This is a genomic window from Franzmannia qiaohouensis (genome assembly GCF_031451695.1).
Taxonomy (GTDB): domain Bacteria; phylum Pseudomonadota; class Gammaproteobacteria; order Pseudomonadales; family Halomonadaceae; genus Franzmannia; species Franzmannia qiaohouensis.
In genome coordinates, this window is record NZ_JARWAM010000001.1 from 370,847 (window position 1) to 394,649 (window position 23,803).

25 protein-coding genes and 1 tRNA gene are annotated in these 23,803 nt (G+C 64.9%); 11 read left to right on the forward strand and 15 right to left on the reverse strand.

Annotated features, from left to right (window positions below; translation table 11 throughout):
• Nucleotides 1-25: 25 nt before the first annotated feature.
• A complete protein-coding gene (locus QC821_RS01755; protein WP_309716158.1) occupies nt 26-793 on the reverse strand; it encodes an exodeoxyribonuclease III in 768 nt (255 codons plus the stop codon).
• Nucleotides 794-912: 119 nt separating this feature from the next.
• On the opposite strand from QC821_RS01755, the gene pyrE reads away from it, so the two are divergent.
• The 4 genes from pyrE (at nt 913) to rep (ending at nt 4,794) form a co-directional block, all read left to right on the forward strand.
• Nucleotides 913-1,566 (forward strand): orotate phosphoribosyltransferase, encoded by a 654-nt coding sequence (pyrE, locus tag QC821_RS01760; RefSeq protein WP_309716377.1) that lies wholly within the window; start codon nt 913-915, stop codon nt 1,564-1,566.
• A 39-nt stretch (nt 1,567-1,605) separates the two neighbouring features.
• On the forward strand, nt 1,606-2,163 hold the full coding sequence (locus QC821_RS01765) for a YfaZ family outer membrane protein (RefSeq protein WP_309716162.1): 558 nt from the start codon (nt 1,606-1,608) through the stop codon (nt 2,161-2,163).
• Nucleotides 2,164-2,247: 84 nt separating this feature from the next.
• A complete protein-coding gene (trmL, locus tag QC821_RS01770; protein WP_309716164.1) occupies nt 2,248-2,727 on the forward strand; it encodes a tRNA (uridine(34)/cytosine(34)/5-carboxymethylaminomethyluridine(34)-2'-O)-methyltransferase TrmL in 480 nt (159 codons plus the stop codon).
• A gap of 3 nt (nt 2,728-2,730) precedes the next feature.
• The gene (rep, locus tag QC821_RS01775) at nt 2,731-4,794 is read left to right on the forward strand and encodes a DNA helicase Rep (protein WP_309716166.1); all 2,064 of its coding nucleotides are present in this window, start codon (nt 2,731-2,733) and stop codon (nt 4,792-4,794) included.
• Between the two features lie 92 nt (nt 4,795-4,886).
• On the opposite strand, the gene QC821_RS01780 is transcribed toward rep, so the two are convergent.
• Nucleotides 4,887-5,711, reverse strand: coding sequence for a c-type cytochrome (locus QC821_RS01780; RefSeq protein ID WP_309716170.1), 825 nt, complete (start codon nt 5,709-5,711; stop codon nt 4,887-4,889).
• A 254-nt stretch (nt 5,712-5,965) separates the two neighbouring features.
• Between QC821_RS01780 and QC821_RS01785 the strand changes: the two genes are divergently transcribed.
• Nucleotides 5,966-6,042 (forward strand) — tRNA-Arg (locus QC821_RS01785).
• 605 nt (nt 6,043-6,647) lie between these two features.
• Here the strand turns inward: QC821_RS01785 and QC821_RS01790 are convergent.
• From QC821_RS01790 to QC821_RS01845, 12 genes are all read right to left on the reverse strand, one after another.
• Complete coding sequence (locus tag QC821_RS01790; RefSeq protein WP_309716173.1) at nt 6,648-7,772, reverse strand: coiled-coil domain-containing protein; 1,125 nt, start codon at nt 7,770-7,772, stop codon at nt 6,648-6,650.
• A gap of 260 nt (nt 7,773-8,032) precedes the next feature.
• Nucleotides 8,033-8,746, reverse strand: a complete 714-nt coding sequence (locus QC821_RS01795) for a hypothetical protein (RefSeq protein ID WP_309716176.1) — start codon at nt 8,744-8,746, stop codon at nt 8,033-8,035.
• Between the two features lie 3 nt (nt 8,747-8,749).
• Entirely contained in the window at nt 8,750-10,273 is a 1,524-nt protein-coding gene (locus QC821_RS01800) for a YfjI family protein (protein WP_309716179.1), read from the reverse strand.
• Complete coding sequence (locus QC821_RS01805) at nt 10,270-11,214, reverse strand: toprim domain-containing protein (protein WP_309716182.1); 945 nt, start codon at nt 11,212-11,214, stop codon at nt 10,270-10,272. Before QC821_RS01805 ends, QC821_RS01800 begins: the two co-directional genes overlap by 4 nt.
• A complete protein-coding gene (locus tag QC821_RS01810) occupies nt 11,204-11,431 on the reverse strand; it encodes a hypothetical protein (RefSeq protein ID WP_309716186.1) in 228 nt (75 codons plus the stop codon). The genes QC821_RS01805 and QC821_RS01810 overlap by 11 nt, the downstream gene beginning before the upstream one ends.
• Nucleotides 11,428-11,727 carry a hypothetical protein gene (locus tag QC821_RS01815; protein WP_309716188.1) on the reverse strand — a complete coding sequence of 100 codons (300 nt, stop codon included), beginning with the start codon at nt 11,725-11,727 and terminating at the stop codon, nt 11,428-11,430. The genes QC821_RS01810 and QC821_RS01815 overlap by 4 nt, the downstream gene beginning before the upstream one ends.
• Nucleotides 11,724-12,023, reverse strand: a complete 300-nt coding sequence (locus tag QC821_RS01820; RefSeq protein WP_309716190.1) for a hypothetical protein — start codon at nt 12,021-12,023, stop codon at nt 11,724-11,726. The genes QC821_RS01815 and QC821_RS01820 overlap by 4 nt, the downstream gene beginning before the upstream one ends.
• A 106-nt stretch (nt 12,024-12,129) precedes the next feature.
• On the reverse strand, nt 12,130-12,867 hold the full coding sequence (locus tag QC821_RS01825; RefSeq protein ID WP_309716192.1) for a hypothetical protein: 738 nt from the start codon (nt 12,865-12,867) through the stop codon (nt 12,130-12,132).
• Between the two features lie 224 nt (nt 12,868-13,091).
• A complete protein-coding gene (locus tag QC821_RS01830) occupies nt 13,092-13,412 on the reverse strand; it encodes a hypothetical protein (RefSeq protein WP_309716193.1) in 321 nt (106 codons plus the stop codon).
• A 40-nt stretch (nt 13,413-13,452) separates the two neighbouring features.
• Entirely contained in the window at nt 13,453-13,743 is a 291-nt protein-coding gene (locus QC821_RS01835; RefSeq protein WP_309716196.1) for a hypothetical protein, read from the reverse strand.
• 13 nt (nt 13,744-13,756) lie between these two features.
• Entirely contained in the window at nt 13,757-15,142 is a 1,386-nt protein-coding gene (locus QC821_RS01840; RefSeq protein ID WP_309716199.1) for a tyrosine-type recombinase/integrase, read from the reverse strand.
• Between the two features lie 228 nt (nt 15,143-15,370).
• On the reverse strand, nt 15,371-16,282 hold the full coding sequence (locus QC821_RS01845) for a LysR family transcriptional regulator (protein WP_309716201.1): 912 nt from the start codon (nt 16,280-16,282) through the stop codon (nt 15,371-15,373).
• A gap of 93 nt (nt 16,283-16,375) precedes the next feature.
• On the opposite strand from QC821_RS01845, the gene QC821_RS01850 reads away from it, so the two are divergent.
• Genes QC821_RS01850 through QC821_RS01875 form a run of 6 tightly spaced genes read left to right on the forward strand, consistent with a single transcriptional unit; the run spans nt 16,376 to nt 23,375 of the window.
• Nucleotides 16,376-17,815 (forward strand): aldehyde dehydrogenase family protein, encoded by a 1,440-nt coding sequence (locus QC821_RS01850; protein ID WP_309716204.1) that lies wholly within the window; start codon nt 16,376-16,378, stop codon nt 17,813-17,815.
• Nucleotides 17,816-17,825: 10 nt separating this feature from the next.
• Nucleotides 17,826-18,818 carry a dipeptidase gene (locus QC821_RS01855; protein ID WP_309716207.1) on the forward strand — a complete coding sequence of 331 codons (993 nt, stop codon included), beginning with the start codon at nt 17,826-17,828 and terminating at the stop codon, nt 18,816-18,818.
• A gap of 40 nt (nt 18,819-18,858) precedes the next feature.
• Entirely contained in the window at nt 18,859-20,448 is a 1,590-nt protein-coding gene (locus QC821_RS01860) for a BCCT family transporter (RefSeq protein ID WP_309716209.1), read from the forward strand.
• Entirely contained in the window at nt 20,441-22,201 is a 1,761-nt protein-coding gene (locus QC821_RS01865; RefSeq protein WP_309716211.1) for a hypothetical protein, read from the forward strand. Before QC821_RS01860 ends, QC821_RS01865 begins: the two co-directional genes overlap by 8 nt.
• Nucleotides 22,198-22,965, forward strand: coding sequence for a DUF3726 domain-containing protein (locus QC821_RS01870; protein ID WP_309716213.1), 768 nt, complete (start codon nt 22,198-22,200; stop codon nt 22,963-22,965). Before QC821_RS01865 ends, QC821_RS01870 begins: the two co-directional genes overlap by 4 nt.
• Before the next feature lie 14 nt (nt 22,966-22,979).
• Entirely contained in the window at nt 22,980-23,375 is a 396-nt protein-coding gene (locus QC821_RS01875) for a RidA family protein (RefSeq protein WP_309716216.1), read from the forward strand.
• A 39-nt stretch (nt 23,376-23,414) separates the two neighbouring features.
• On the opposite strand, the gene QC821_RS01880 is transcribed toward QC821_RS01875, so the two are convergent.
• Nucleotides 23,415-23,735, reverse strand: coding sequence for a hypothetical protein (locus QC821_RS01880; protein WP_163501324.1), 321 nt, complete (start codon nt 23,733-23,735; stop codon nt 23,415-23,417).
• Nucleotides 23,736-23,803 lie beyond the last annotated feature (68 nt).

The following is a 23,803-nucleotide window of genomic DNA, read 5'->3' on the forward strand; positions in this document are numbered from 1 at the left end:
GCGTCATGGGGACGGAGGGCGGGGCCTAGAGGCTGAGGTCGTACTCGACGATCAGCGGCGCGAACTCCGAGAAGGTCGCGTCATAGTCGATCCAGGCGTCGACCACGTGGCGGCGGAAGTTGGGGCCGACCATCTGGTAGTCGAGGCGCCAGCCTTCCTGTCGCGAGCGCGGCTGATCCTGGTCCAGCGCCGGCCACCAGGTGTATTCGCCGGCGTCGCGATTGATCTCGCGGAAGGTGTCGATGAAGCCGGTCGGGCCGAGCACCTGGTCCATCCAGGCACGCTCTTCGGGCTTGAAGCCCGGCGTGGTCTGGTTGTCGGCCCAGTTCTCCAGGTCGATGGTCTTGTGGGCGATGTGCCAGGTGCCGCAGATAATGTACTCGCGACGCTTGCGTGCCATCTTGCCGAGGTACTCCTGGTACTGCGCCATGAAAGCTTCCTTGGCCTGCGGGTCGCTGCCGTCGGGCATCAGAAAGCTGGCGATGCTGAAACGGTCGTAGTCGGCCTGCAGGAAGCGTCCTTCGTGGTCGCACTGCTCGAAGCCCAGGCCGTACATGATGGCCTTGGGTATCTTGCGGCAGTAGAGGCCGACCCCGGAGAAGCCGTCCTGTTCGGCGTCGAGGAAGTAGCCCTCGTAGCCTTCGGGGTAGAGAATACTGTCGTCGAGTTCGAAGCTCTTGGCCTTGAGGTTCTGTACGCAGACGACATCGGCATCCTGGTTGGCGAGCCAGTCGAGAAAGCCTCGACCGACCGCTTCGCGGATGCCATTGACATTGATGCTGGCGATTTTCATTACGTGGTCCCTTTTCCGTCGCGCGTGTATGATACCCGACGTTTCGACGTTTAGGTAAATGGCCTTAGTTGATAAACATGATAGGAGGTCCTGTGGCGCAGCAAGGCAAGGCTGGCGAAATGCAGCCGTACCAGCGCGAATTCATCGAATTCGCCATCGACCAGGGCGTGCTGCGCTTCGGTGAGTTCACCCTCAAGTCGGGGCGCGTCAGTCCCTACTTCTTCAATGCCGGGCTGTTCAAGAGCGGCGCCGCCCTGGTGCGGCTGGGGCGCTGCTATGCCCAGGCCATCGAGGCCAGCGGCATCGACGCCGACGTGCTGTTCGGGCCCGCCTACAAGGGCATTCCGCTGGCCGCGACCACCGCCGTGGCGCTGGCCGAGCATCACGGCCGCGACCTGCCGTTCGCCTTCAACCGCAAGGAAGCCAAGGACCACGGCGAGGGCGGCAATATCGTCGGCGCCGAGCTTGCCGGGCGTATCCTGATCATCGACGACGTGATCACCGCCGGCACCGCGATTCGCGAAGTGATGGCGCTGATCGATGCAGCCGGCGCCGAGGCGGCGGGCGTGGTGATCGCCCTCGACCGCCAGGAGCGCGGTGCCGGCGAGCTGAGTGCCATCCAGGAAGTCGAGCAGCGCTATGCCATGCCGGTGGTCAGCATCGTCACCCTGGATATGGTGCTCGAGTACCTCGAGCAGCATGCCGGCGAGTCGATGCGGCCCCACGCCGAAGCGATTCGCGCTTATCGCGCCCGCTACGGCGTGGGTCATTGACTCGCGTTTTTCCATCAGCCTGTACGTGAGAGACATGCCATGCAACGTACCTTCCTCGTCCTGGCCGGCAGCACGCTGCTGCTGGCTGCCAGCGCCGCCTCTGCGGCCAGCAGCCTCGACCTCAACCTGAGCGGCGACGCCGTGCAGTTCGACGCCGCCGGCGAAATCGCGCCGGGCATCGCCCTGGGGGGCGGCACCCTGCACAGCGACTACCGCGACGATGCCACCCAGGGGCATATCCAGCTGCTCGGCGTGGATCGCAACAGCGACCTGGACATCGGCATCGGCGCGCGCTGGAGCCAGTATGACACCGACTACGGTAACGGCGGCGGGCTCGGCCTGGGCGGCTACGGCTACGCCTACCTGCCCCAGGCACCGGCGGTGTCGCTGGGCGGCTATGCGTTCTACACCCCCAGCGTGGTGACCACCAGCGACCTCGACGACAGCCTCGAAGTCGGCGTGCGGGCGCGCTACGCCTTCACCCGCAACGTCGACGGCTATGTCGGCTATCGCCGCCTGCGCGCCGATTTCGACACCTCGCCGGGCAACCAGACGCTGGACAGCGGCGCCCATGCCGGGGTGCGACTGACCTTCTGATCCACCGCCCGCGGCGCTATATCGGGCCCCTCGGCCTTGCCGAGCCGGGCCCGAGTGCGTTGGGGCCCGACACGCGGATAGCGCATGCTCGACGTGGTGCTGTACCAACCCGAGATCCCGCCCAATACCGGCAACCTGATCCGGCTGTGCGCCAATACCGGTTTCCGGCTGCACCTCATCGAGCCGCTGGGCTTCGTGCTCGACGACAAGCGCCTGCGGCGTGCCGGCCTCGACTACCATGAGTGGGCGGCGGTGCGCGTGCACCGCAACTGGCCGGCCTTTGTCGAGGCGCTGGCACCCGAGCGGATATTTGCCGTATCGACCCGCGGTCGCAGCGGCTACCATGAGCCGAGCTATCGCCGCGGCGATGCGCTGGTGTTCGGCCCCGAGACCCGCGGCCTGCCCCAGGCGCTGCTCGATGCCCTGCCACCCGAGCAGCGCCTGCGTATTCCCATGCTAGCCGATAGCCGCAGCCTGAACCTCTCCAATGCCTGCGCCATCATCGTCTACGAGGCCTGGCGGCAGCTGGGGTTCGCCGGTGCCAGCGAGCCCACCAAGGAGTAAGCGATGTCGATCCAGCAGCGCCTGGCCAAGCTCAATCCCCGCCAGCAGGACGCCGTGCGCTATATCGACGGGCCTTGCCTGGTATTGGCCGGGGCCGGCTCGGGCAAGACCAGCGTGATCACCACCAAGATCGCCTACCTGGTGCAGGAGTGCGGCATGAGCGCCCGGCGCATCGCCGCGGTGACCTTCACCAACAAGGCCGCCCGCGAGATGAAGGAGCGCGTCGGTCAGATGCTCAAGGGCAAGGAGGGCCACGGCCTGACCGTCTCGACCTTCCACACCCTGGGGCTCAACATCATCCGCGGCGAGCTCAAGGCGCTAGGCTACAAGCCGGGCTTCTCGCTGTTCGACCCCGAGGATGCCAAGGCGCTGCTGCGCGACCTGATGAACAAGGACGCCCAGGTCGACGCCGAGCAAATCAACGCCGTGCAGGGGCAAATCTCGCAGTGGAAGAACGACCTGGTGCTGCCCGGCGAGGCGCTGTCCCACGCCGCCGACGATGACCAGCATTTCGCGGCGCGGGTCTACGAGGCCTACGGCCGCCACCTCAAGGCCTACAACGCGGTGGACTTCGACGACCTGATCCTGCTGCCGGTGGTGCTGCTGCGCGACGACCCCGAGGCGCTGGCGCGCTGGCGGCGCAAGATCCACTACATGCTGGTCGACGAGTATCAGGACACCAACGTCTCGCAGTACCTGCTGGTCAAGCTGCTGATGGAGGAGCGCAAGACCTTCACCGTGGTCGGCGACGACGACCAGTCGATCTATGCCTGGCGCGGCGCGCGGCCCGAAAACCTGGTGACCCTGGGCGAGGACTTTCCGCGCCTCAAGGTGATCAAGCTGGAGCAGAACTACCGCTCCACCGGCACCATCCTGCGCGCCGCCAATACCCTGATCGCCAACAACCCCCACGTCTATGACAAGACCCTGTGGTCGGACATGGGCGACGGCGAGGCGATCCGCGTGGTGGTCAACCGCCACGAGGAGGCCGAGGCCGAGCGGGTGGCCAGCGAGATCCTCACCCGGCGCATCAAGGAGCGTGCCGAGTGGCGCGACTTCGCGGTGCTCTACCGCGGCAACTTCCAGGCCCGGCTGCTGGAGCTCAAGCTGCAGCACTACCAGATTCCCTACAAGCTCTCCGGCGGCACCTCGTTCTTCTCGCGCAACGAGATCAAGGATGCCATGGCCTACCTGCGGCTGCTGATCAACCCCGCCGACGACAACGCCTTCCTGCGCATCGTCAACGTACCGCGTCGCGAGATCGGCCCCGGCACCCTGGAGAAGCTCGCCAACTACGCCACCGAGCGCAGCAGCTCGCTGTTCGCCGCCTGCCATGAGCTGGGGCTCGAGCAGCTATTGCCGACCCGCGCCGTGGAGCGCCTGGGACGCTTCACCCACTTCATCGACGGCGTGCGGCTGCGCATGGACGGCGGCGATGCGATCCACGCCATCCGCGACATGCTGCGCGAGATGGACTACGAGGCATGGCTCTACCAGAACGCCAGCGCGCCGACCATCGCCGAGCGGCGCATGGCCAACGTGTGGATCCTGATCGACCAGCTCGAGAAGTCGATGCAGCGTGCGCCCGACGAGACCGGAGACGAGAGCATCGCCAGCGAAGACACCGAAACCGACAGCGTCGAAGCCGCCATTTCGCGGCTGGTGCTGCGCGACATCCTCGAACAGCAGGCCGAGGAGGACGACTCCGACCGCGTCCAGCTGTTGACCATGCACGCCTCCAAGGGCCTCGAGTTCCCCCACGTCTACCTGATGGGCTGGGAGGAGGAGCTGCTGCCGCACCGCAACGCCATCGAGGCGGGTACGGTGGAGGAGGAGCGCCGCCTGGCCTACGTCGGCATCACCCGCGCGCGACGCACCCTGACCCTGACCTTGGCCCGCCAGCGCAAGAGCTACGGCGAGCTGATGGACTGCACCCAGAGCCGTTTCCTCGACGAACTGCCCGAGGCGGACCTGGCCTGGGAGGGGCGCGCCGACAAGGAAGACCCGGAGAAAAAGCAGGCCCGCGGCAAGGATGCCCTGGCGGGTATTCGCTCGCTACTCAACTAGCAAAGCCTTCACCTGCCAGCAGGAACCGCCCAGACGCAGGAAGGGCGCCAACTGGCGCCCTTCAAAGCAATGACCTCAACCGCTCAGGTCATTTATTCGGACTCGGCGACCATGAAGTCGACGATGGCCTCGACCTCTTCATCGGAGAGGCTGGTGTTGCCGCCCTTGGGCGGCATGGCACCGATGCCGTTGATGGCGTGGTCGTAGAGGGTCTCCATGTCCTGGTCGAGACGGTCGCCCCAGTCGTCGCCAAGGATCGGCGCGCCGGCTGCACCGCTGGCGTGGCAGGCCGCACAGCCACCGCTGGCATACAGCGCTTCGCCATCCAGGCCATTCTCTTCCTCGGTAGCCGCTACCTCTTCTTCGGCGGCCGCGTCTTCCTCGCCGTTGGCGGCGACGTCGGTCTCTTCCTCACCGTTGGCAGCGTCGGCCATCTCGGCCTCGTCATCACCGCCGATTTCCGGCAGGTCGCCGTCGTAGACGGATTCAATCAGGTAGTTGGTAGACGCCATGACCTCTTCGTCGGAGAGGCTGGAGTCGCCGCCGCGGGCCGGCATGGCGCCGATGCCGTTGATGGCGTGGTCGTAGAGGGTCTCGATGCCCTGGTCGAGCCGATCGGCCCAGGCGTCGGCGTCGTCCATCATCGGCGCGCCGGCAGCACCGCTGTCGTGGCAGGCGGCGCAGACGCGGCCGTAGATCGCCTCGCCGTCGATACCGCCACCGTTATCCGCGGCAGCGTCGCCGTTTTCGGCGGCCGCAGCGGTGCCGCAGTCCTGGCCCTGCAGACACACCTGGCCCACTGGCCGCAGGCGCTCGGAAATGGCATCACGATCAGCCTCGGCGTGTGCTTGGGAGGCGGCCGCCACGGCCAGGCCCAGGGTGGTCAGGCACCCGATGATCAACTTGCTGGAATTCACTCTCACCACCTCTTACGGTCCGGTATCGAGAACTGCTCGATGCGTTATTGTGTGGGGCGCCGCCATGCCACCAGCAGCCGCGCCAGGCACGAAGAATGGCACCAGTATACCGGCAAGAGGTTTGCCAGGAAAATGCCCCATTGCAGGCCATTTGGCGAAGGCCCTTGCGCCGCGGCCGCGGCGGTGCTGGACACTCGCCAGGCAGGCGGTTAGCATTGTGCCCGCTTCAACGCACTGCAGCCCGCTGCAGCCGCGCGCCCATAGCTCAGCTGGATAGAGTACTGCCCTCCGAAGGCAGGGGTCGAAGGTTCGAATCCTTCTGGGCGCGCCAATAACACCTGTAAAAACGGCCACTTAGCCAATCGCGGCGGTGGCCGTTTTTCGTGATCCCTCTACCAGGTTCCAAATAGGTTCCATGCATCGGAAAGTCGTTGACCAGGTTCTCGCGGGTCGGCTGGCGCCAGCACTGGCCAAGGGGCACAGGGGCAGGTGGCGATAGTCGCTCGCTGGGCCTACCGTACAAGGCTGCGGATTTTGCGGATTTGCGGAAAAGCACGACGGGCGCGGCTTGACGGCTGCGGATAGGTTGCGGGCGCTTGCGGATTTCTGCACTGGTGGGTGGCGTTGTCTCCGGCCGGTTGCGGGAATTGAGCTAACTCATGGCCTTACGGCATTGCCCAGCCCTGTATGCAGCTGCTCGCCATTAGCTGGCACTCGGGACACTACTGCCAAAAAAGCGCCCCCAAGCGGGGGCGCAAAAGCCGGGCGGTTCACCAGTACCCGGCGCCCATGGGCATCATGGGTTAGGTTGCCATCAGTGCTTACTCCGCTGAGCAAGCCGGGCATAGACCTTGCTGGGGCTCAGGCGGGCTTCTGCCGCCGCGGCCAGGCTTTGCCCCTGACGGCTTTACGGTAAGCGGGAGGTGCTGAATTAGCTCATACCAGTGCCTTGCCGCTACCCGGACCTAGCACCAGACCGGCTGAGTTCAGCTCGCTGCGGCGCTCGTGGTGGTAGAAGTGTGGCAGCTTCACTTTCATGACCGCGGTGCCGTAGTCATTACCTGGCTCTGCCTCGGCAAGGTCCCGGTAGATCTGGGCGAGCCTGGCGAGGCGATCAGATGCCAGCGCCTCAAGGTCTGCGACAAGCTCTGTCTCGAGGGCGGCCAGTTCAGCGTGTCGGACCCGGGCAAGCGCCTCCCGATAGGCCCGGGACAGGGTGTCGAGGTGACTATCTGCCTGCTCGAGTTTGCGCGCCATGCCTCGCCGTGCCGCCTCTTGCCGGCGGTGCTCAGCTTGCTGCTGCTCGAGGGCTTGGCTTGCACGCTTCGCCTCTTCCCTGGCGGCCTTCTCTTCTTCGGTATTGGCCTCCCCCATGGCCACCAGCGCCTCGGCCTCCTCGAGCCGCTCTTGGGCAGTGCGCTCGGCCTCACGTGCCAGCGCCAGCGGACTATCGTCGGCGGCCAGGCTCTCCAAGGCGGCAGCCAGGCGATCGCGCTGCTCTGCGGCGGCGTCGCGCTCCTTGCCAAGCAGGGCCAGGCTCGAGGCAGAGACCTTTGGTGCCTTCTTCTCCAATGCCTCGAGGCGCTGGTCGACGGCAGCCCGGGCTTGCTCCAAATCAGTCACCTCGCCGTTGGCCTGCTCAAGGGTTGCAATGGCGTCGCGCAGGTTGGTCTCCAGGCCCGTGATGAAGGTGCGACGCTCCTCGGGCTGATTTTTCCAGTCGTCCCTGCGGCTTGCCTTGCTCAGCAGCCCCAGCAGGAAGGTGGCGGCGGCGTGGTGGTCGCCGCCTTCGTCGCTATCGCCACGTAAAACGGCGCGCGCATTCTGGGCTGACTCATCGCCGCGCATGGCGGCGCGGTCCAAGTCGATCGGCGTGAGTGAGTTATTCCAAGCCTTGTCGATCAGAAACTGTATTCCGCTCCGCGCGCGCTCTAGCCGCTGGCGAGCGTCATGCAGGCCGGCTGTCTCGGCGCGCTCTGCTTGAAGCTGCTCGAGCTGCTCAAGCCAAGCGGTCCAGCTATCTGCCGCCGCGGTCGCCTTACTCTTTACTGTTGCTGTCATGGTGCTACCTCTCTCATTCGACGCCGGTTCTCCGGCGTTGGTTGGTGCCGGTGTCCCGGCGTGATTGCTGCTGCCAAATCGTCACCTTCGCCACCCTAGAACCGCTCAACCATGCGGGTTGGTGGCAGGTGCTGCTGACGATCCATAAAAACGCGAAATTTGGTCGAATTCCGCGGTTACGCTCCCCCGTGGCCGATGGCTCCAGTCCTGGGGAGGACCCGCGCCGATGATCCAGGGGCTGGTGGTGCCCTCCTGTCGGCTCAGCGGCGCACCAGCGCCAGCAAGGTACGGTTTGCGGCCGTGCGGCCTCGATTGTCCTTGGCCTGGGGCTTGGGCTCGGCCACGGCGGCGGCCTGCCAGGTCTCGACATAGCGGCGTGCAGCACGCTCTGCAGCCCTGGGCGGCAGGGTATGCAGCCGCCGTTGGATGAAGGCACGATCCTCGGGCAGCAGCGGGCATTGCCCGGCTATCCAAGTGATCCAGTCTGGTCGGCCAGCCAGGCGCTCGGGCTTGGCTTGCCTGGGGGTGTGGGAATCCAGCAGCTTGACCACCTGCTGCCGAGCCTCCTCGGCGCTCTGGGCGGCCTTGAAGGCGTCATCAATCGCGGCTGCCATGCTGGCGCGAGCTGGTCTATCCATCGGCGCCAGCACATCGCGCAAGCGGTTGACCAGGGGCAGGCCAAGGTCATGGCCGGCGCCCATCACCAGGGCGGTGACGATCGTCTCGGCTTCATGGGCTGGCGCTGGCAAGGCAGCCTGCGGATTTTGCGGATTTGCGGAAATCTGCGCGGGGTAGGGCTCTGCGGCTGCGGATACATTGCGGATGGCTGCGGATTCCTGCGGGGGCGGGGAATCGCCTGCCGGCTCCTCCCATACCTCGCTGCTAAGCGCCATCAGGTCGGTGGCATGCTGTTCAACAGCATTAGGTTCGCCGTCCTCCCATAGACGGCGACCAATCTCCATCAGGTCGATCATGGCTCACACCTCCCCTGCCAGGCGCCAGCTCGCTGGCAGTCCACGTGGGCTGCTGCCGTCAATTTGCAGGTGTCCGGTATCCACCAGGAAAGCCAGCAGTGGACGTGCCTTCTTGGCGCTGCGGTACTCGCTCGGTAGGCGCTTGAAGTCCTGCGCGTGAAGCACGCCACCGTGGCCCTTGATCCACTCCAACAATTCCCTGGCCCGCAGCTCCTCTGTGTCCTGCCGCGCCTCGGCGGTGCGGATCGCCATTGACTCCAGGTAGTAGGCCACCAGTCGGCCGGCACGCTCGATGTGGTCCACGGTCGGCGCGGCCTCTCCCTCAACCAGTGCCAGCACAGTGGCGATGCGCGCGGCGTTTTCGGCGGCCTTGCTGGCGAATGGCCGAACGTCACGGAAGCGGCCTTCTTCGCTACTCTCCACCTCGATAGCGTCGTGCAGTCGTGCCCATGCGGTGTATGCCTCGGCACCGATCTGAACTGGCCTGGGGGTAATGGCGCCGCTTTCGTCCACCTTCAGGGGCGCACGGACCAACTCCGACAGCCTCGACCAATAGCGGGCGATAGCCGGGTCATGGTGCGGCCCTTGGCTCGGGTCCCGGCCTTTCAGCAGGCGTTGGCCTACCAGGCTGGGCTCTTGCACGATCAGGAAGCGAGCCAGGAAGCCTTGGCCTTGTAGTAGCGGGTCGCCCAGCACCTTGGCGGCTACTACCGGTTGAAGCATCAGGTGGGCAGAGAGGCGCCGGCCGGCCAGCACGCCAGAATCACCGGCCGCGCCTCGAGTGCGGGTAATCGGGTCGCCATCCCACAGCTTGCTTACCATGGCCACGGTTCGTCCGCGTCCCTCTTCGCTCATGCCGTGGCCGCCGAAAAACCCGACGCCTTCATCAGAGAACAATCCAGCGCTCGGGTGGTTGTGCTGCAGGTGGCGATAGATGCCCTCGGCGGTGGGTTCGCTGAACGTCACACTCGGCGTCGGCGGGGGTTGCGGCTCCTCGGCGTCGATGGCGGCCAAGGTCTCTTGCAGATAGGTAGCCTCGCTTTCGCTCATGGGTTGTTTGCCCTTGGGCTTCGCGGCGCTTACCAGGGAGTCGCGGCGCATCTCCCACGCCTCGCGGGCGGCCTTGTGGGCGGCAAGCTCCTCGGGGTGGTGCTGACGCTTTTCGGTCTCCATCTCACGGATCGGCGCCAGCGCCAGGCGGTCAAGGCTCGATTTCCGCTCGCCGCTGCCGGCCACGGTTAGGAAGAACAGTGACACCGGCCCGCTGCCGTGGGGGCCTCGGGCAACATCCGCCAGTCCTTGCACGGCCAGCGCAGCGGCCGCCAGCACCGACTGGCCGGCCATGCCGCGCGGGGTCTGTACGTGGTAGGCCAGGCGCTCGGCGGCTTCGCCCAATACCGACCCCAACGCTTCCAGTGGGTAATCAGGTGCCGTCTCTCTCTCGGCCAAGGGTAGCGGCGCGGTCTCGATACGGCCGGCGCGCTCGGGCGGTTGCTCGCCCTGCTCTCTCACTGCGGCCAGGGTCATAGGGCCACCTCCTGCTGGCACCGCGCCAGGTCGTTGAAGTCAGTACAGGCACAACCGGAGCAAGGGAAGCGCGGCCAGGTCAGGTCTGCGCGGATCGCCTGGGCGGCGGATCGGCCTGCCGTGATGCCTGGGTTGCCTTCGGTGCGGTGGTCGTTATCGGCGGCCACGGTGATGGCCACCCCGGAAGGGAGGCGCTGGCGTAAGTTGCGGCCCACGGTCGCCAGGTTGTTGGCGGTCATCGCGGCTACTACCGGGCAGCCGGTTGCCTCATGCAGTGTGGCGGCGGTGGCCCAGCCCTCGCACAGGTATACGCGCCCAGCGCCAGCAAGGCGGCCTACCAGGGAAGCGGCGCCCTTGAGCCGCGCGCGGGGAAGGAAGCGCTTTCCGCCATCAGGGTGGATGCGCTGCAGGTTGACCAGCACGCCATCACAGAACAGCGGCACCAACAGCACGTCGCCATGCTGGCGCAGTCCATGGGGGGCGGTGCCTTTGGCTTGCAGGTAGGGGTGATGGTGGCCTGCCGGCTGGGCGGCGGCCCATAGATGGCGAGCTCGCAGGGCGGCTTCGGCGTGATCTCGCTGGCGCTGGGCATCTCGTTCTCGCCGCGCGCGCTCGGCGGCTTGCCGGGCCTGCTCTGCGGCGACGGGGTCATGCTCGCCGGCAAGCGTCACGGTCTGTTGCTCTCCGGTGTGCCAGTAGCCGAACACTGCTACTTCGGGCGTGGGGCAGACATACCAGCCGGCCAGGTTGCCGCGGCGCTTGTCGGGAGCATCGAAGCGGTGAACGCCGCCATCGGCATGGATCACCAGGCCTGTGACGCCGCGGCCGGCCAGCGCCTCGGCCAGCGCGGTGGTGATGCTATGATGATGGGGTGCGTTGTGCGCGCACGTTTGTCCCAGTGCCCGGCCCTTATGGCCGGGCGCTCTCGTCTCAGCTCTCACGGAATGGGCCTCCTCCATCGGCATGGGCGATTTCCAGAGCGTTGAAGATGCCGCGCATGGCGGCGCCTATCTGCCCGGTGGCATCGGCCAGCGGTTGGTGGTGGGCCTGGGGCTCGCCAGCATCAGCCATGGCCTGAGCGATGATCTCCAGTCGGTTGCCCAGCGCCAGCAAGTCGCTGGCGCTCTCCACCAGCACGGCGGCTTGTTCGTGAGTCATGCCGCACCCTCCCCGGTGGCCTGCGTGTCCAGGTGATTGGCCACGCAGGCCAGCGCAAACGCCATGCGATCGGCGATGGTTCCCTCTCGGCAGCGGGTGGTGATGACGGTTGGTGAGTCGGGGGCGAAGGTGGCGTCAATCGCGGGATCACTATTGCCTAGCAGGTCGACGCGCTCTGCCAGCAGACAGGCGTCAGGCCGGCCAGTGGCCTTGAGCGCTGTCTGCCAGTCTCGGGCGGCCACATGCTTGTGCTCGCCAGTGCGTGCCAGGTGGACGGTGAAGGTGGCCAGGCTCATGACGCGGCCCTGCCCGCCTCGGCCGTGCTGCCATAGGTATCGCCATCGGCCAGCCAGTCCAGGACATCCTTGAGTCGGTAACGGACGGTGCGGCCACGTTTGACGAAGCGTGGGGCCGGGCGGCCTAGCAGGCTGCCAGTGGTGCGTGCCTTGCGGGCGGTGGCTGGTTGGGCGGGAATCAGGCCAGGGAAGACGGCGGACTCTGGCAGCTCGATTAGTGCCGGGTCGAAGCCGTCGCGGTAGCGGGCCAGGGCATTGGCCAGAATGTCGCCGGGGGGTTGTGTCTTGGTGGGCATTGAAGAGCCTCCTAAATCCGGTGGTTGCCGGTCGTGGCTCTTCTAGGCTGGTATATGGTCTTGGAAGATCAGTCCCAGAAAGTCAGGCGAAATTCTGGGATACCGATTAACGCCTGCTTTTAGGACTCTTGAGAACGCCGAACATGACGGCGGACAGGTATAGGTCAGAACTCGTGTAAGCTGACTCTACTTTGGTCTTGCTCACCTTCTTGAAGCCTTCATCAGCCATGACGGCGGCCGCAGCCGTGTAGCCGGTCCCAGACCTCGGGAATTGCTCGGGATCGGCCGTATGCAGCTCATGAAACCGCTCGGCTATGTCTTTGTATTCCTCTTCCTTGCACCGGCTCCTCACGGCCTGCCCGCTGTTTGGGCTGATAGCACCCTCGCCGTAGTGCTTCACCAGCTCTTGGGCATACTCGATAAAATGCCGGTCTATCTCGCTTGTGCTGGAAGATGACGGTGGGAATCCTCGGTATCGGGAGTAGCCATGCTCTGCCAGCGCCAGCCGCAACGGCTCACGTGGGTAACGCGCTTGATATACCTGCCGGACACTCTGGATCGTCTCGCGGTGGATTTCCCACACAGACGCGCTGCCCACCAGATCATGGCTGCCTGTCTGCATCATGTGCGACAGCAGTGCCAGCCCCACACGCGGAAAGCTATCAAACCTCCATCTGCCGGCAGATTCGGGCAGCACGTTATCGGGATCTTCGGTTATGCCAGGCGCCAGCTCCTCAAGGCGATTTTCCAAGGCGCGCAGCGCATCAATTGCTGCGCTCACCAAGGCATCATCGCGCTGCTTGTCATGCTCGCTGTAGCGGTTTGCCTTCAGCTCGTCATCCATGGGCGCACCTCCTCGGGCTGGCGCTGGGCTCGGGCGGCACGGTGGGCTACCAGGGCCAGGTGGTGTTGATCGGTCGCCGGCTGGCCGGTGCTGGCGCCAGCACGGAACAGCCGGCCGGTTTCCGCAATCGTCCGCAACGCGTCCGCAGGCGGCGCGGCCGGCAGCGGTGCGGGTTTCCGCAATTCCGCAGCATCCGCAGCCGACCGGTGCCAACGTGTTGCGCCTCAGGCTCGGACGGCTCCCGCCAGCTCCTTATCCAGATAGTCGGCCACGCAAGACAGGGCGAACGACACGCGCTCGACGTCGGTGCCCTGCCTGCAACGGGTGGTGATGGTGGTGGGGGTGTCGGGATCGAAGGTGACGTCAATCGTAGCGCCACTATCGCCCAGCAGGTCGACACGCTCTTCTATCAGGCAGGCGTCGGGCCTGCCGGTGACCTTAAGCGCCTCGCGCCAGTCCTGGGCAGGCACCAGCAGGCGCTCACCGGTACGGGCCAGGTGTACGGGGTAGGTGGTCAGGTGATCGGTGTTCATCCGTTGTTGCATATCGGTATCTCCTCGTCAGCTATTGCGTGTGTTCTCGGGCTTATCTACCGCCCGCTAATCGCTCTTGTTCTATGTGGTCGAGCAGATACTGTCGATCGTCTGCGAAGAGCTCCAGGTAATCACCGACCATTGTCACAGCTAGGCAAAGGCCGCCGATGTTGCCAGGATCAATGGGGTGATCTGGATCACTCATAACCTCACCCAAGCTGCGGAGGGCGCAGGTTGCCCGGCTGATTTCATAAGTGAATTTGCTTACCTCCTGCTGGGCAATGTCCAGGTCAGAGGCTGGCGCGGGGTTGGTACTGCTGATCATGGTAGTCTTGTTGGGCATGTCGGCATCTCCTTCAGTGGTTGCCGATGTGTATGGCCCCGGGGTGCTCAATCACCCCGGGGCCTTCTTGTGCCGCCTGATCGGCGGCGGAATCATGACCCGGCGCCAGCTTGACGAACGTCTCGACAGCATCGCGGGAGTGGTCAGGCCGCAGGTGGGCGTAATACTTGATCGTCGTTTGAATGTCGGCGTGGGCCATCAACTTGGAAACGGTCAGCAGGTCAACGCCTGCCATGACCAGTTGGCTGGCGAAGTTATGTCGCAGGCTGTACAGCAGCAGGTCACCAGGAAGGCCGGCCAGCTTGCGGACGGTAGCCCACGGCTTCTGCATGGCCTTCTTGTCCATGCGTTTACCGTTGCGCCCTGACGGGAATACCAGTCCGGTCTTGGGCTCGCCCTGCTGCTGGTGCCAGGTCTTGAGCACGTCAACAGCGGCAGTGGAAAGTGGGAAGGTCTGAGGCTCGGGGCGGTGGTGGGCTGTCTTCTCTACCACCTTGCGGACGGTGCGGAAGGCCAGATTGACGTGATCCCAGCGCAGGCCGAAAAGGTCGCCAGGCCGGAATCCAGTGAAGTACATCAGCGTGATGAACGGCGCGACGTGATCTACATAGGCCAAGCCATCCAGGTCGGGCAGATACGCCTTGCCATGGGCTCGGCTGCTGCGGCGCTGGATGCGCTTGTTATCTTGGTATGCCGCCAGGCCAGCAAACAGCGCTTCGACCTCCTCGGCTTCGAGGTAGCGGCGCTGGGATGCCTGCTCGGCCATCTCCTCATCGCTCATGGCCGGCCGCTGTAGGCTTATTCGCGCCAGCGGGTTGGTGGGTATCACATGACGCTCGGCCGCATGCGCCAGCAGCGTCTTGAGCGCGCCAAGGTGGCGACGGCTGGTGCTGTGTGCCTCACCCTTGGCCTCTCGCTCGCCCTGCCAGCGCTCGACGTCGCCGCGGGCAATCTCGCTCATGGGTTTATCGAGCCAATCGACGAACGCTCTACGGATGCGCTGCAGGGTCGCGGTGCCGTCTTTCTTGCGGCGCTGGGTAACGGTGTAGGGGCCATCCAGGTAAGCGCCCAAGGTCTGCTGCTGCTGGCGCTTCTCCTCGGACTTGGCCTCCTCCATCACCGCGCGGGGGTCGCCTCCCTGGGCAACGATGCCCAGCACCTCGGCGGCGTCCTTGCGGCCCTTCGCGGCGGTCATGTTGCCGACGCCATAACGGCCAAGGGTCTGCACGCGGCGCTTCCCTGACAGGTTGTAGTAGGACACTCGCAGCGATAAACCACGCTTGCCGGCGCGGACGTGGTAGCCGGGTTCTTCGCTATCCCATACCTCGGCGCCCTCGGGCAACTCCTTGGCGAGGCGCTCCAGCACCCTTGTCGTAAGCCGCTCTGTTTTATTGCCCATACCCGTGGTCTCGGTTTCCAGGTTCCAAATAGGTTCCATGAACAGGATATACCGGGCGCTGAGTGGCAACAAACAGGAAACAATAATATATATCTAATGCATTGTTTTTATTGGGTATAATTGCCGTTTGTTGTTTCTGTTAGTGTATGGTGAAATATGGAAAGAACGCCCTCCGAAGGCAGGGGTCGAAGGTTCGAATCCTTCTGGGCGCGCCACTATTCCGAGGGTCTACGGTTCCGCCGTAGGCCCTTCCTCGTTGTGGGATCCCACCAGCCTTTCAAGCAGGTATTCATGCATCGCCTCACAGGCAGGCGAGAGGCTTTGTCGTGCCCGGCGCAGCAGGCCAATCTGCCGCTCCAGCCTGGGCGTGGAGAGGGGGACGAAGCGCAGCCGCTCATGCTCCTCCTGGAAGGCTAGGCGCGGCAGGGTGGTGATGCCGATGCCGGCCTCGAGCATGGCGGTCAGGGAGATCATGTTGGAAATATATAGCGTGCTCTCGACCAGTAGCTCGGCGGCGGGGGAGCCCTCCAGCAGTCGCGAGGTGCCGTTGCTGATCAAGGGATGGCCGATCAGTGCCTGCCAATGCAGCTGATCATGATTGGCCAGGGGGTGATCGTCGCGGCACACCACCCCTATCTCGTCCTGTAGCAGGGGGGTGAAGTTCAGCGCCTCGTCGGGCAGCCATATGCTGGTAATGCCGAGTTCCACCTCGCCCCTGAGTACCATCTGGTTGACCCCCTCGGAGTGGCCGTCCTGAAGGCTGATCTCGATGCCGGGATAGTCGTGCACGAAGCTGGCCAGGATGGCAGGCATCAGCCGGCTGGCCACTGAGGGGACCGCGGCGATATCGACACGACCCACCTGGGCGCTCGCCAAGGCCATTGCGTCGCGGCTCAGGCGGTCGTGATGGGCTACCAGCTCGCGAAAGCGCGGTTCACACCAGTGTCCGAAGGGGGTAAGTAATGTTTGGCCGTTGCCCTTCTCGAACAGCCGCTGGCCAAGGCGGGACTCCAGATCGCGTACCGCCATGGAGATGGCAGGCTGGCTGCGATGCAACTGCTTGGCGGCGGCATGGAAGCCGCTGTGATCGATGATCGCCAATACATAGCGGAGCGGCTGGATCTTGAGTTCTGGGAGCATGGTAAGATTTTTTGATCAATTTTTATAATTTATTGATTATCCTTATATTGGTGCCTCTCCTAGGATGATGTCAACGCTATTCAGGAGATCATCATGTCAGCCAACCACTCCCTTTTTATCGCCGGCCAATGGGTCGAGGGTGAAAGCACCGCCGCTAACTTCAGCCCGTCGGATCGCCAGGACCTGATCGGCCACTATGCCCAGGCCAGTGCCGCCCAGGTCGGAGAGGCCATCGCCGCGGCCAGGCAGGGCCAGCGCGAGTGGGCCAGGAGTGGCCTGGAACAGCGCTATGCGCTGCTGATGGCCATCGGCGACGAGCTGGCGGCGCGCAAACAGGAGCTGGGATGCCTGCTCTCCCGTGAGGAGGGCAAGCCGCTAGCCGAGGGCGTCGGGGAGGTCTATCGTTCCGCACAGTTTTTCCACTACTACGCCGCCGAGGTGCTGCGCCAGATCGACGAGCGGGTCGATTCGGTGCGTCCCGGGATCGAGGTGGAGACTCGCCGCGAGCCGGTCGGCGTGGTGGGGGTGATCAGCCCCTGGAACTTCCCCATGGCCACGGCGGTGTGGAAGATCGCCCCGGCGCTGGCTTTCGGCAATGCGGTGGTCTTCAAGCCGGCCAACCTGGTACCCGCCAGCGCCTGGGCGCTGACCGAGATCATCAGCCGCCAGGCACTGCCAACCGGCACCTTCAATCTGGTGATGGGCGCCGGTGGCAGCGTCGGTGAAGCATTGATCTCGAGCCCGGCGATCGATGCCCTGAGCTTTACCGGATCGCTGGAGGTGGGGCGCCGGGTGGCGGTAGCCACCGCCGGCAATCTGGTCAAATGTCAGCTGGAGATGGGCTCCAAGAACGCTCTGATCGTCGCCCAGGACGCCGACCTCGACCTGGCCGTGGAGGCCGCCTTCAACGGCGCTTACTCCGGCACCGGCCAGAAGTGCACCGCTTCGTCTCGCCTGATCGTCCATGAGACCGTGCATGACGCCTTCGTCGACAAGCTGGTGGCTCGCCTGGCCAAGGCCAAGGTGGGGCCGGCCCTGGCGGAAGGGGTGCAGATCGGCCCGGTGGCCGAAGCCCGGCAGCTGGAATCCAACCTGGCCTGGATCGAGCGCGCCAAGGCCGACGGCGCCGAGCTGGCCTTCGGTGGCGAGCGCCTCGACTGCGATAGCGAGGGCTACTTCATGGCGCCGACCCTGTTCACCGGTACCACCAACGCCATGGCCATCAACCGTGAAGAGGTCTTCGGCCCCATCGCCTGCGTCATCAAGGTGGCGGACATGGACGAGGCCATCGACACCCTCAACGACACGAATTTCGGCCTCACCGCCGGGATCATTACCGATTCCCTGGCCCTGGCCAGCGAGTTCAAGGCCCGCGCCGAGACCGGCTGCGTGATGGTCAACCTGGCCACTGCCGGCACCGATTATCACGTGCCTTTCGGCGGTCGCAAGGATTCGAGCTTCGGCCCCCGCGAGCAGGGGCGCTATGCCCGGGAGTTCTACACCGTGGTCAAGACCTGCTACGTCAAGGCTTGAGGAGCGCTCCATGTCCAAGCAAATGCTGACCGTCGACGGCCTGCAGTACTCCAATTGGTCCCGGGAGATCTTCCAGCAGATGCATGAAGGCGGCGTCGATGCTGTGCACGCCACCCTGGTCTACCACGAGACGACGCGTGAGACCCTCTCGCGGCTGGGCGAGTGGAATCGGCGCTTCGAGCAGAACGCCGACCTGATCATGCCGGTGCTGGAGCCCGCCGATATTCTGCGTGCCCAGGCGGCCGGCAAGGTGGGGATCTTCCTGGGAGCCCAGAACTGCTCGCCGATCGAGGACGATATCGACATGGTGGCGGTGATGCGCCGCCTGGGTCTGCTGATCATGCAGCTCACCTACAACAACCAGAGCCTGCTGGCCTGTGGCTGCTACGAGAGCGAAGACAGCGGCATCACCCGCTTCGGTCGTCAGGTGATCCGCGAGATGAATCGGGTCGGCATGGTCATCGACATGTCGCATAGCGCCGAGCGTTCGACCCTTGAGGCCATCGAGCTTTCCGAGCGTCCGGTGGTCATCTCGCATGCCAATCCGAGCTTCTTCCATGAGGCCAAGCGCAACAAGTCCAACCGCGTGCTGTCAGCCATCGCCGAGAGCGGCGGCCTGCTGGGCTTCTCAGCCTACCCCTTTCATCTCAAGGGAGGGCCGGACTGCACCCTGGAGGCCTACTGCGAGATGATCGCCCGCACCGTGGACCTGATGGGCATCGAGCACGTGGGGCTGGGTACCGATCTCTGTCAGGACCAGCCGGTCTCGGTGCTCGAGTGGATGCGCAACGGTCGCTGGTCCAAGGAGATGGACTACGGCGAGGGTAGCGCCAGCAATGCCGGCTGGCCGCGCCCCCTGGCCTGGCTGCGCGACAGCCGCGACTTCCCCAACCTGATCAATGGGCTACGCCAGCGCGGTTTCGACGAGAGCGAAGTCGAGCGCATTATGGGCCGTAACTGGGTGGCATTGCTGCAGCGTGCCGCTATCCCGGCCACGAGCTGATTTCTCCCACCCGCGGTTCATCCATAACAAGGAAAACATCATGAGTACGCCTGACCATCATCCATCGCAAAGATCGCCCGCCGGGCACGCCAACCGCTTCGGAGACCCCGTCGTCCTGGGACTCAGCGTCGGCTTCGTGGTGCTGTTCGTAGTGATGTCGATCATCGACATCGACGGTGTGGCCAACGCCATCGGCAATGGTTTCGCCTGGACTGCCGCCATGCTTGGTTCTTACTTCCAGCTGCTGCTGCTGCTGACCTTTTTCATCGCCATGGGGCTGGCCATCTCACCGGCGGCCAGCGCCAGGGTTGGCGGTCTCGACACGCCCGAGCTGAGCACCTTCAAGTGGCTATCGATCATCATGTGCACGCTGCTGGCTGGAGGTGGTGTGTTCTTCGCCGCCGGCGAGCCGGTCTATCACTTCGTGGTCACGCCGCCGGCGTTTGACACCGAGCCGGGGACCGCGGAGGCGGTGGCCGGTGCGCTGGCGCAGTCGTTTATGCACTGGGGTTTTTTGGCCTGGGCGGTGCTGGGCTCGTTAACCGCCGTGGTGCTGGCCCACGCCCACTACGATAAGGGACTGCCGCTGCAGCCCAGGACGCTGCTCTATCCGGTCTTCGGCGAGCGTTTGATGAGCGGCTGGCCCGGCGGGGTGGTCGATGCCTGCTGTGTGATCGCCGTGGTGGCCGGCACCGTGGGGCCGATCGGCTTCCTGGCCACCCAGGTCAGTTTCGGGCTGCATGAGCTCGTCGGGGTCGCCGAAGGGTATGGCACCCAGTTGGTCATTCTGGTCATTTTGGGTGCGCTCTATGTCACCTCCGCCGCTACAGGTATCCACCGTGGCATACAGATGCTGAGCCGCTTCAATGTTTTCCTGGCGCTGGCGATTGCCGTCATCATTTTCCTGTTCGGTCCTACCCTATTTCTGACCAACGCCTACTTGCAGGGCTTCGGCGAGTACCTGAGCTCATTCCTGGCCATGGCTACCGTGACCTCGGAAACCGCGCCGGCCTGGTGGATGCAGTGGTGGACGGTGTTCTTCTTCGCCTGGTTCATCGGCTACGGCCCGCTGATGGCGATCTTCGTCGCACGCATCTCGCGTGGGCGCACTATCCGCCAGATGATCCTGGCCGTGGCGGTAATGGCGCCGATTGCCACAACCGTGTGGTTTACCCTGCTGGGCGGCTCGGGCATTCACTACCAGCTGACCGGGGTAATCGACCTGACCGAAGCGCTCAACAACTTCCAGTTCGATGTGGCGACCTTGACCGTTGCCCAGGCCCTGCCGGGCGGCGTCCTGATGGCCTTGGCAATACTGCTGCTGACCACCATCTTCGTGGCGACGACCGGCGACTCCATGAGCTACGCCATCGCTGTGGTGTGTACCGGGCATGATCGCCCCCACGTCGGAGTGCGTGTCTTCTGGGGCGTGGCCATGTCGTTGATGGCCGGCATTCTGCTCTACATGGGGGCCGGACAGATTGGCGTTCTTCAGCAGTTCATTGTGATTACCGCGATTCCGGTCTCGCTGGTGCTGCTGCCCTCGCTGTGGACCGGGCCCCAGGCGGCCTATGCCATGGCCCGGCAGCAGGGGCTCACCACGCGCCCCAAGGTGATCGTCAATGACTGATGTGGAACGCCTGGCGGCGCTGCCCCTGGGGCTGCGTCCTGCCGATGAGGTAATGCGGCTCGAGCGCCTCGGCAGCCTGCACGCCACCCGACTGAGCTTCGTGCGCAGCCTGGTGCGCCAGATGGCCCGCCAGCGCTGGCAGGTCAGCCGGGTGCGTTTCGAGCTGAACGCCGAGGGCCATGGCACGGCGATCTATCGCCTGCAGACGCCCAACGCCCGCTACCACGGGGTGATGTTCGCCCAGCCGCTGGCGGATGAGCAGCGCTCCGACCGGGTAATCGCCGAGGCCTGGGATGTCACCTTCGGCCTGGTCGAAGGTGACGTGGATGACAGCCTGCTGGCGCAGATGGCCGCCAATGTGCCGCTGCAGGAAGCCGGACGTCAGCATCCCCGGGTGCTGGTACTGTCACGGGCCAACAAGAGCCTGCGCAACTTCGCCCATTTCGTCGACGCCCTGGCACGAGGCGAGCAGCCCGACCCCGCCTGGCTGACGCGGGTTGGTTACCTCTATCGCACCACGGCGGTCTACGGCAATGGCAAGTTCGGTCTCGCCGACTTTGCCCGCCTGCTCGACAATCCCGACTTCCGGCGACCCTTCTCGGCGCAGATGGCCGGGGTCTACCTGCTGCGCCACTTCTCCATCGAGCAGGTGGAGCACCTGGCCGCCTGCCGGGCGCCGGAGACCGCCTGCCCGCTGGCCACCGAACTGCGGCGCTACCTGGGGATTGGCAACTCCACCGGGCTCGGCATGGCGCCCTTCCTGATCAACCATCCCCAGCTGATCGCCCAGTGGGTCACCCAGCGCGAAACGGCGCTGGCCCTGGCCCTGCGGCAAGTGCCCGAGGAGCGCGACCGCCAGCGACTGATCGAGCTGACCCGCCGCGCCATGCAGCACCTGGCCGAGACGCGCACCGAGGACCCTGAGCAGAGCGAGCGCAATGCCGCCAGCGTGGCCGCGCTGCCGGACGTGCTGACCTGGCTGGCCAGCGTGCCCCTGGAGCCCGACCTTTGGTCGCAGCTGGTGGAGTGGGCGACACGGACCCTGCCGCTGGAGGCCCAGGAACTGCTCAATACGCTGCTGATCGAGCTCTACCCGCAGACGGTCGACGCCCTGGAAGAGCGCATGGGCGTCGACGAGAACCTGGATCTAGAGCCGGACATGCCGCTGATGCGCCTGCGTCAGCTGATCGAGACACACTACGGTTGGGCGCTGTGCCATGACTACGCGAGCAGCGAGGGGGCCTACTGGTTCTGGTATCGCTCCGCGGAAAAGGAGGAGCCCCGCCTCGGGGTGCGCCACGCCGAACCCGGTGTCGAGAAGGAGATGTCCATCGCCATTGGCTCTCGGGTGGCGCATAGCCACCGGGCGGTGTGTGATTTTCTGGAGGCAGCGCCCCGCGCCAAGGTGGTCGACTTTCTGCTCGAGCATCCGCGCCACAAGGAGATCGTTCGCCGCGTGCAGAGCCTGGTCAAGGCGCCCTATGGCGATATTCACGCCAACCTCTGGCATCGCGACATGAAGCCCATGCATCTGCTGCGCACCAAGCTGTCGTTCTTCGGCGCCAGCCGCTTCGATCCCAAGTCGGACCGCTGGGTCAGGATTACGCTCTTCCAGGGTGCGCCGCTGGTCGAGGAGCTCAACGCCGAGCCGCAGGATCTGAGGGATTTCGATGACTGGAGCTTTCCCCTCGAGCCCCGCCGCAAGGGCGGGCGAGTACATCCCCCATCGTTATCGCAAGGGCTATCTCCATGAAGGTGTCATTCAACGAGCTGCAAGGCCTGTGCCGCAAGGCCTTCGGCGGCATCGGCTTCGACGAGGGCGATGCCGCCGATGCCGCCGACATGGTGGCCTGGATGCAGTGTCACGGCTTCAACGGCGTCGATCAGCTCAATCGCGGCCTGGACTTCCTGCTCGCCGAGGACCCTGAGGCGCTACCGCGGGTGATCTACCAGGATGGCGACCTGGCGGTACTGGATGGCCAGGGCCACAGCGTGCTGCGCAGCATTAGCCTGGCCACCGAGCTGGGCTATGCCAAGGCCCGGGCCCGTGGGCTCTCGGTGGTGAAGATTCGTCGCTGTCATAACCGCCAGCTGATCATGGGCTACCTGGCCCGGCTGGCGGGGCGCGGGGTCAATATCACCGCGTTCTGGCGCAACGCCCAGAAGCCGCTCACCGAACAGGTGGTGGGCTTTCGTGCCGGCCATGCCACGCCGGAGGTAAGGATCTACTCGGTGCGCGAGGTGCCCGAAGAGAACGAGCCCAACGACGGTATCACCCTGGTGATGGCCAACCACGTAGAGCTGCTGCCCTCCCTGGGCGCCGACCACGACCTCGACCTGCTGGCCCGCCACTCTGAGTCGGAGCTGCTGGCCTGCCGCCAGCAGGCCCTGCACGACGGGATCGAGGTGGATGACGCTATCTGGGCGCGGCTCAAGACGCTGGCCCAGCGCCTGCTGGTGGAGTCCAGCGAGGCCTCGCGTGGCGGCGCCGGTGCCGGCGTCAACGACAACGACTGATCGAGCGAGATCCCATGATCCATCCCGTACGTACCGAGCTGTTCGCCGCCAAGGCGCCGCTGGAGTGGGCCGTTATCGGCAACGGCATCCTGTTTACCGCCCAGATTCCGATTGGTAGCGATGGCGCCGTGGTGGCGGGCGGCATCGAGGCACAAGCGCGCCAGACCCTCGAGAACCTGCGCCATACCCTGGAACGTGCGGGGGGCGGCATGCAGAACCTGACCCAGGTGCTCATCTATGTGACCCGGCGCGAGGACCTGGCCACGGTTAATCGCCTCTACGCCGACTACGTCACGGCGCCCTTCCCCAACCGCGCTGCGATCATCGTTTCCGGCTTCGCCCGGGAGGAGATGCTGGTGGAGATGGTGGCCTATGCGGCGTTGGAAGCGCCTGCTGAAGACCAGAGCTGAGTCGATAATCAGCCTTGCGTCGCTTCTGAGATCGGACAGTTAAAGCCGCTGAATATCGATCACGTAGCCGACGATGGGGTAGCCGGCCTTACGGGCGGCCTTCTCGGCGTCCATCTGCGCTTCCAGCTTGGAGATGCTGGTGGAGTGGTATTCGAAGGCAGTGTCCATCTCGAGTTGTTTGGTGCGCACCGCTAGTTTGACGATATGCCCAGTCTTCATCGACTTGGCGTCGTGCTTGTCGAGCTTGACGGGACGCGTGGCGGGCTTGCTCGGGGTGGTCGTCGGTTTGGTGTCAGGCTTGAGGAAGTCCTCGATCTCCTGCTGCATGCGTTGTTCGAAATCGGTTAACTCTGAGCTCATGGGCAACCTATGGATGACTATTGGGTGCCTGCATGATAGCCGAGTAAGGCCAAGCCCGGCTATTGCCG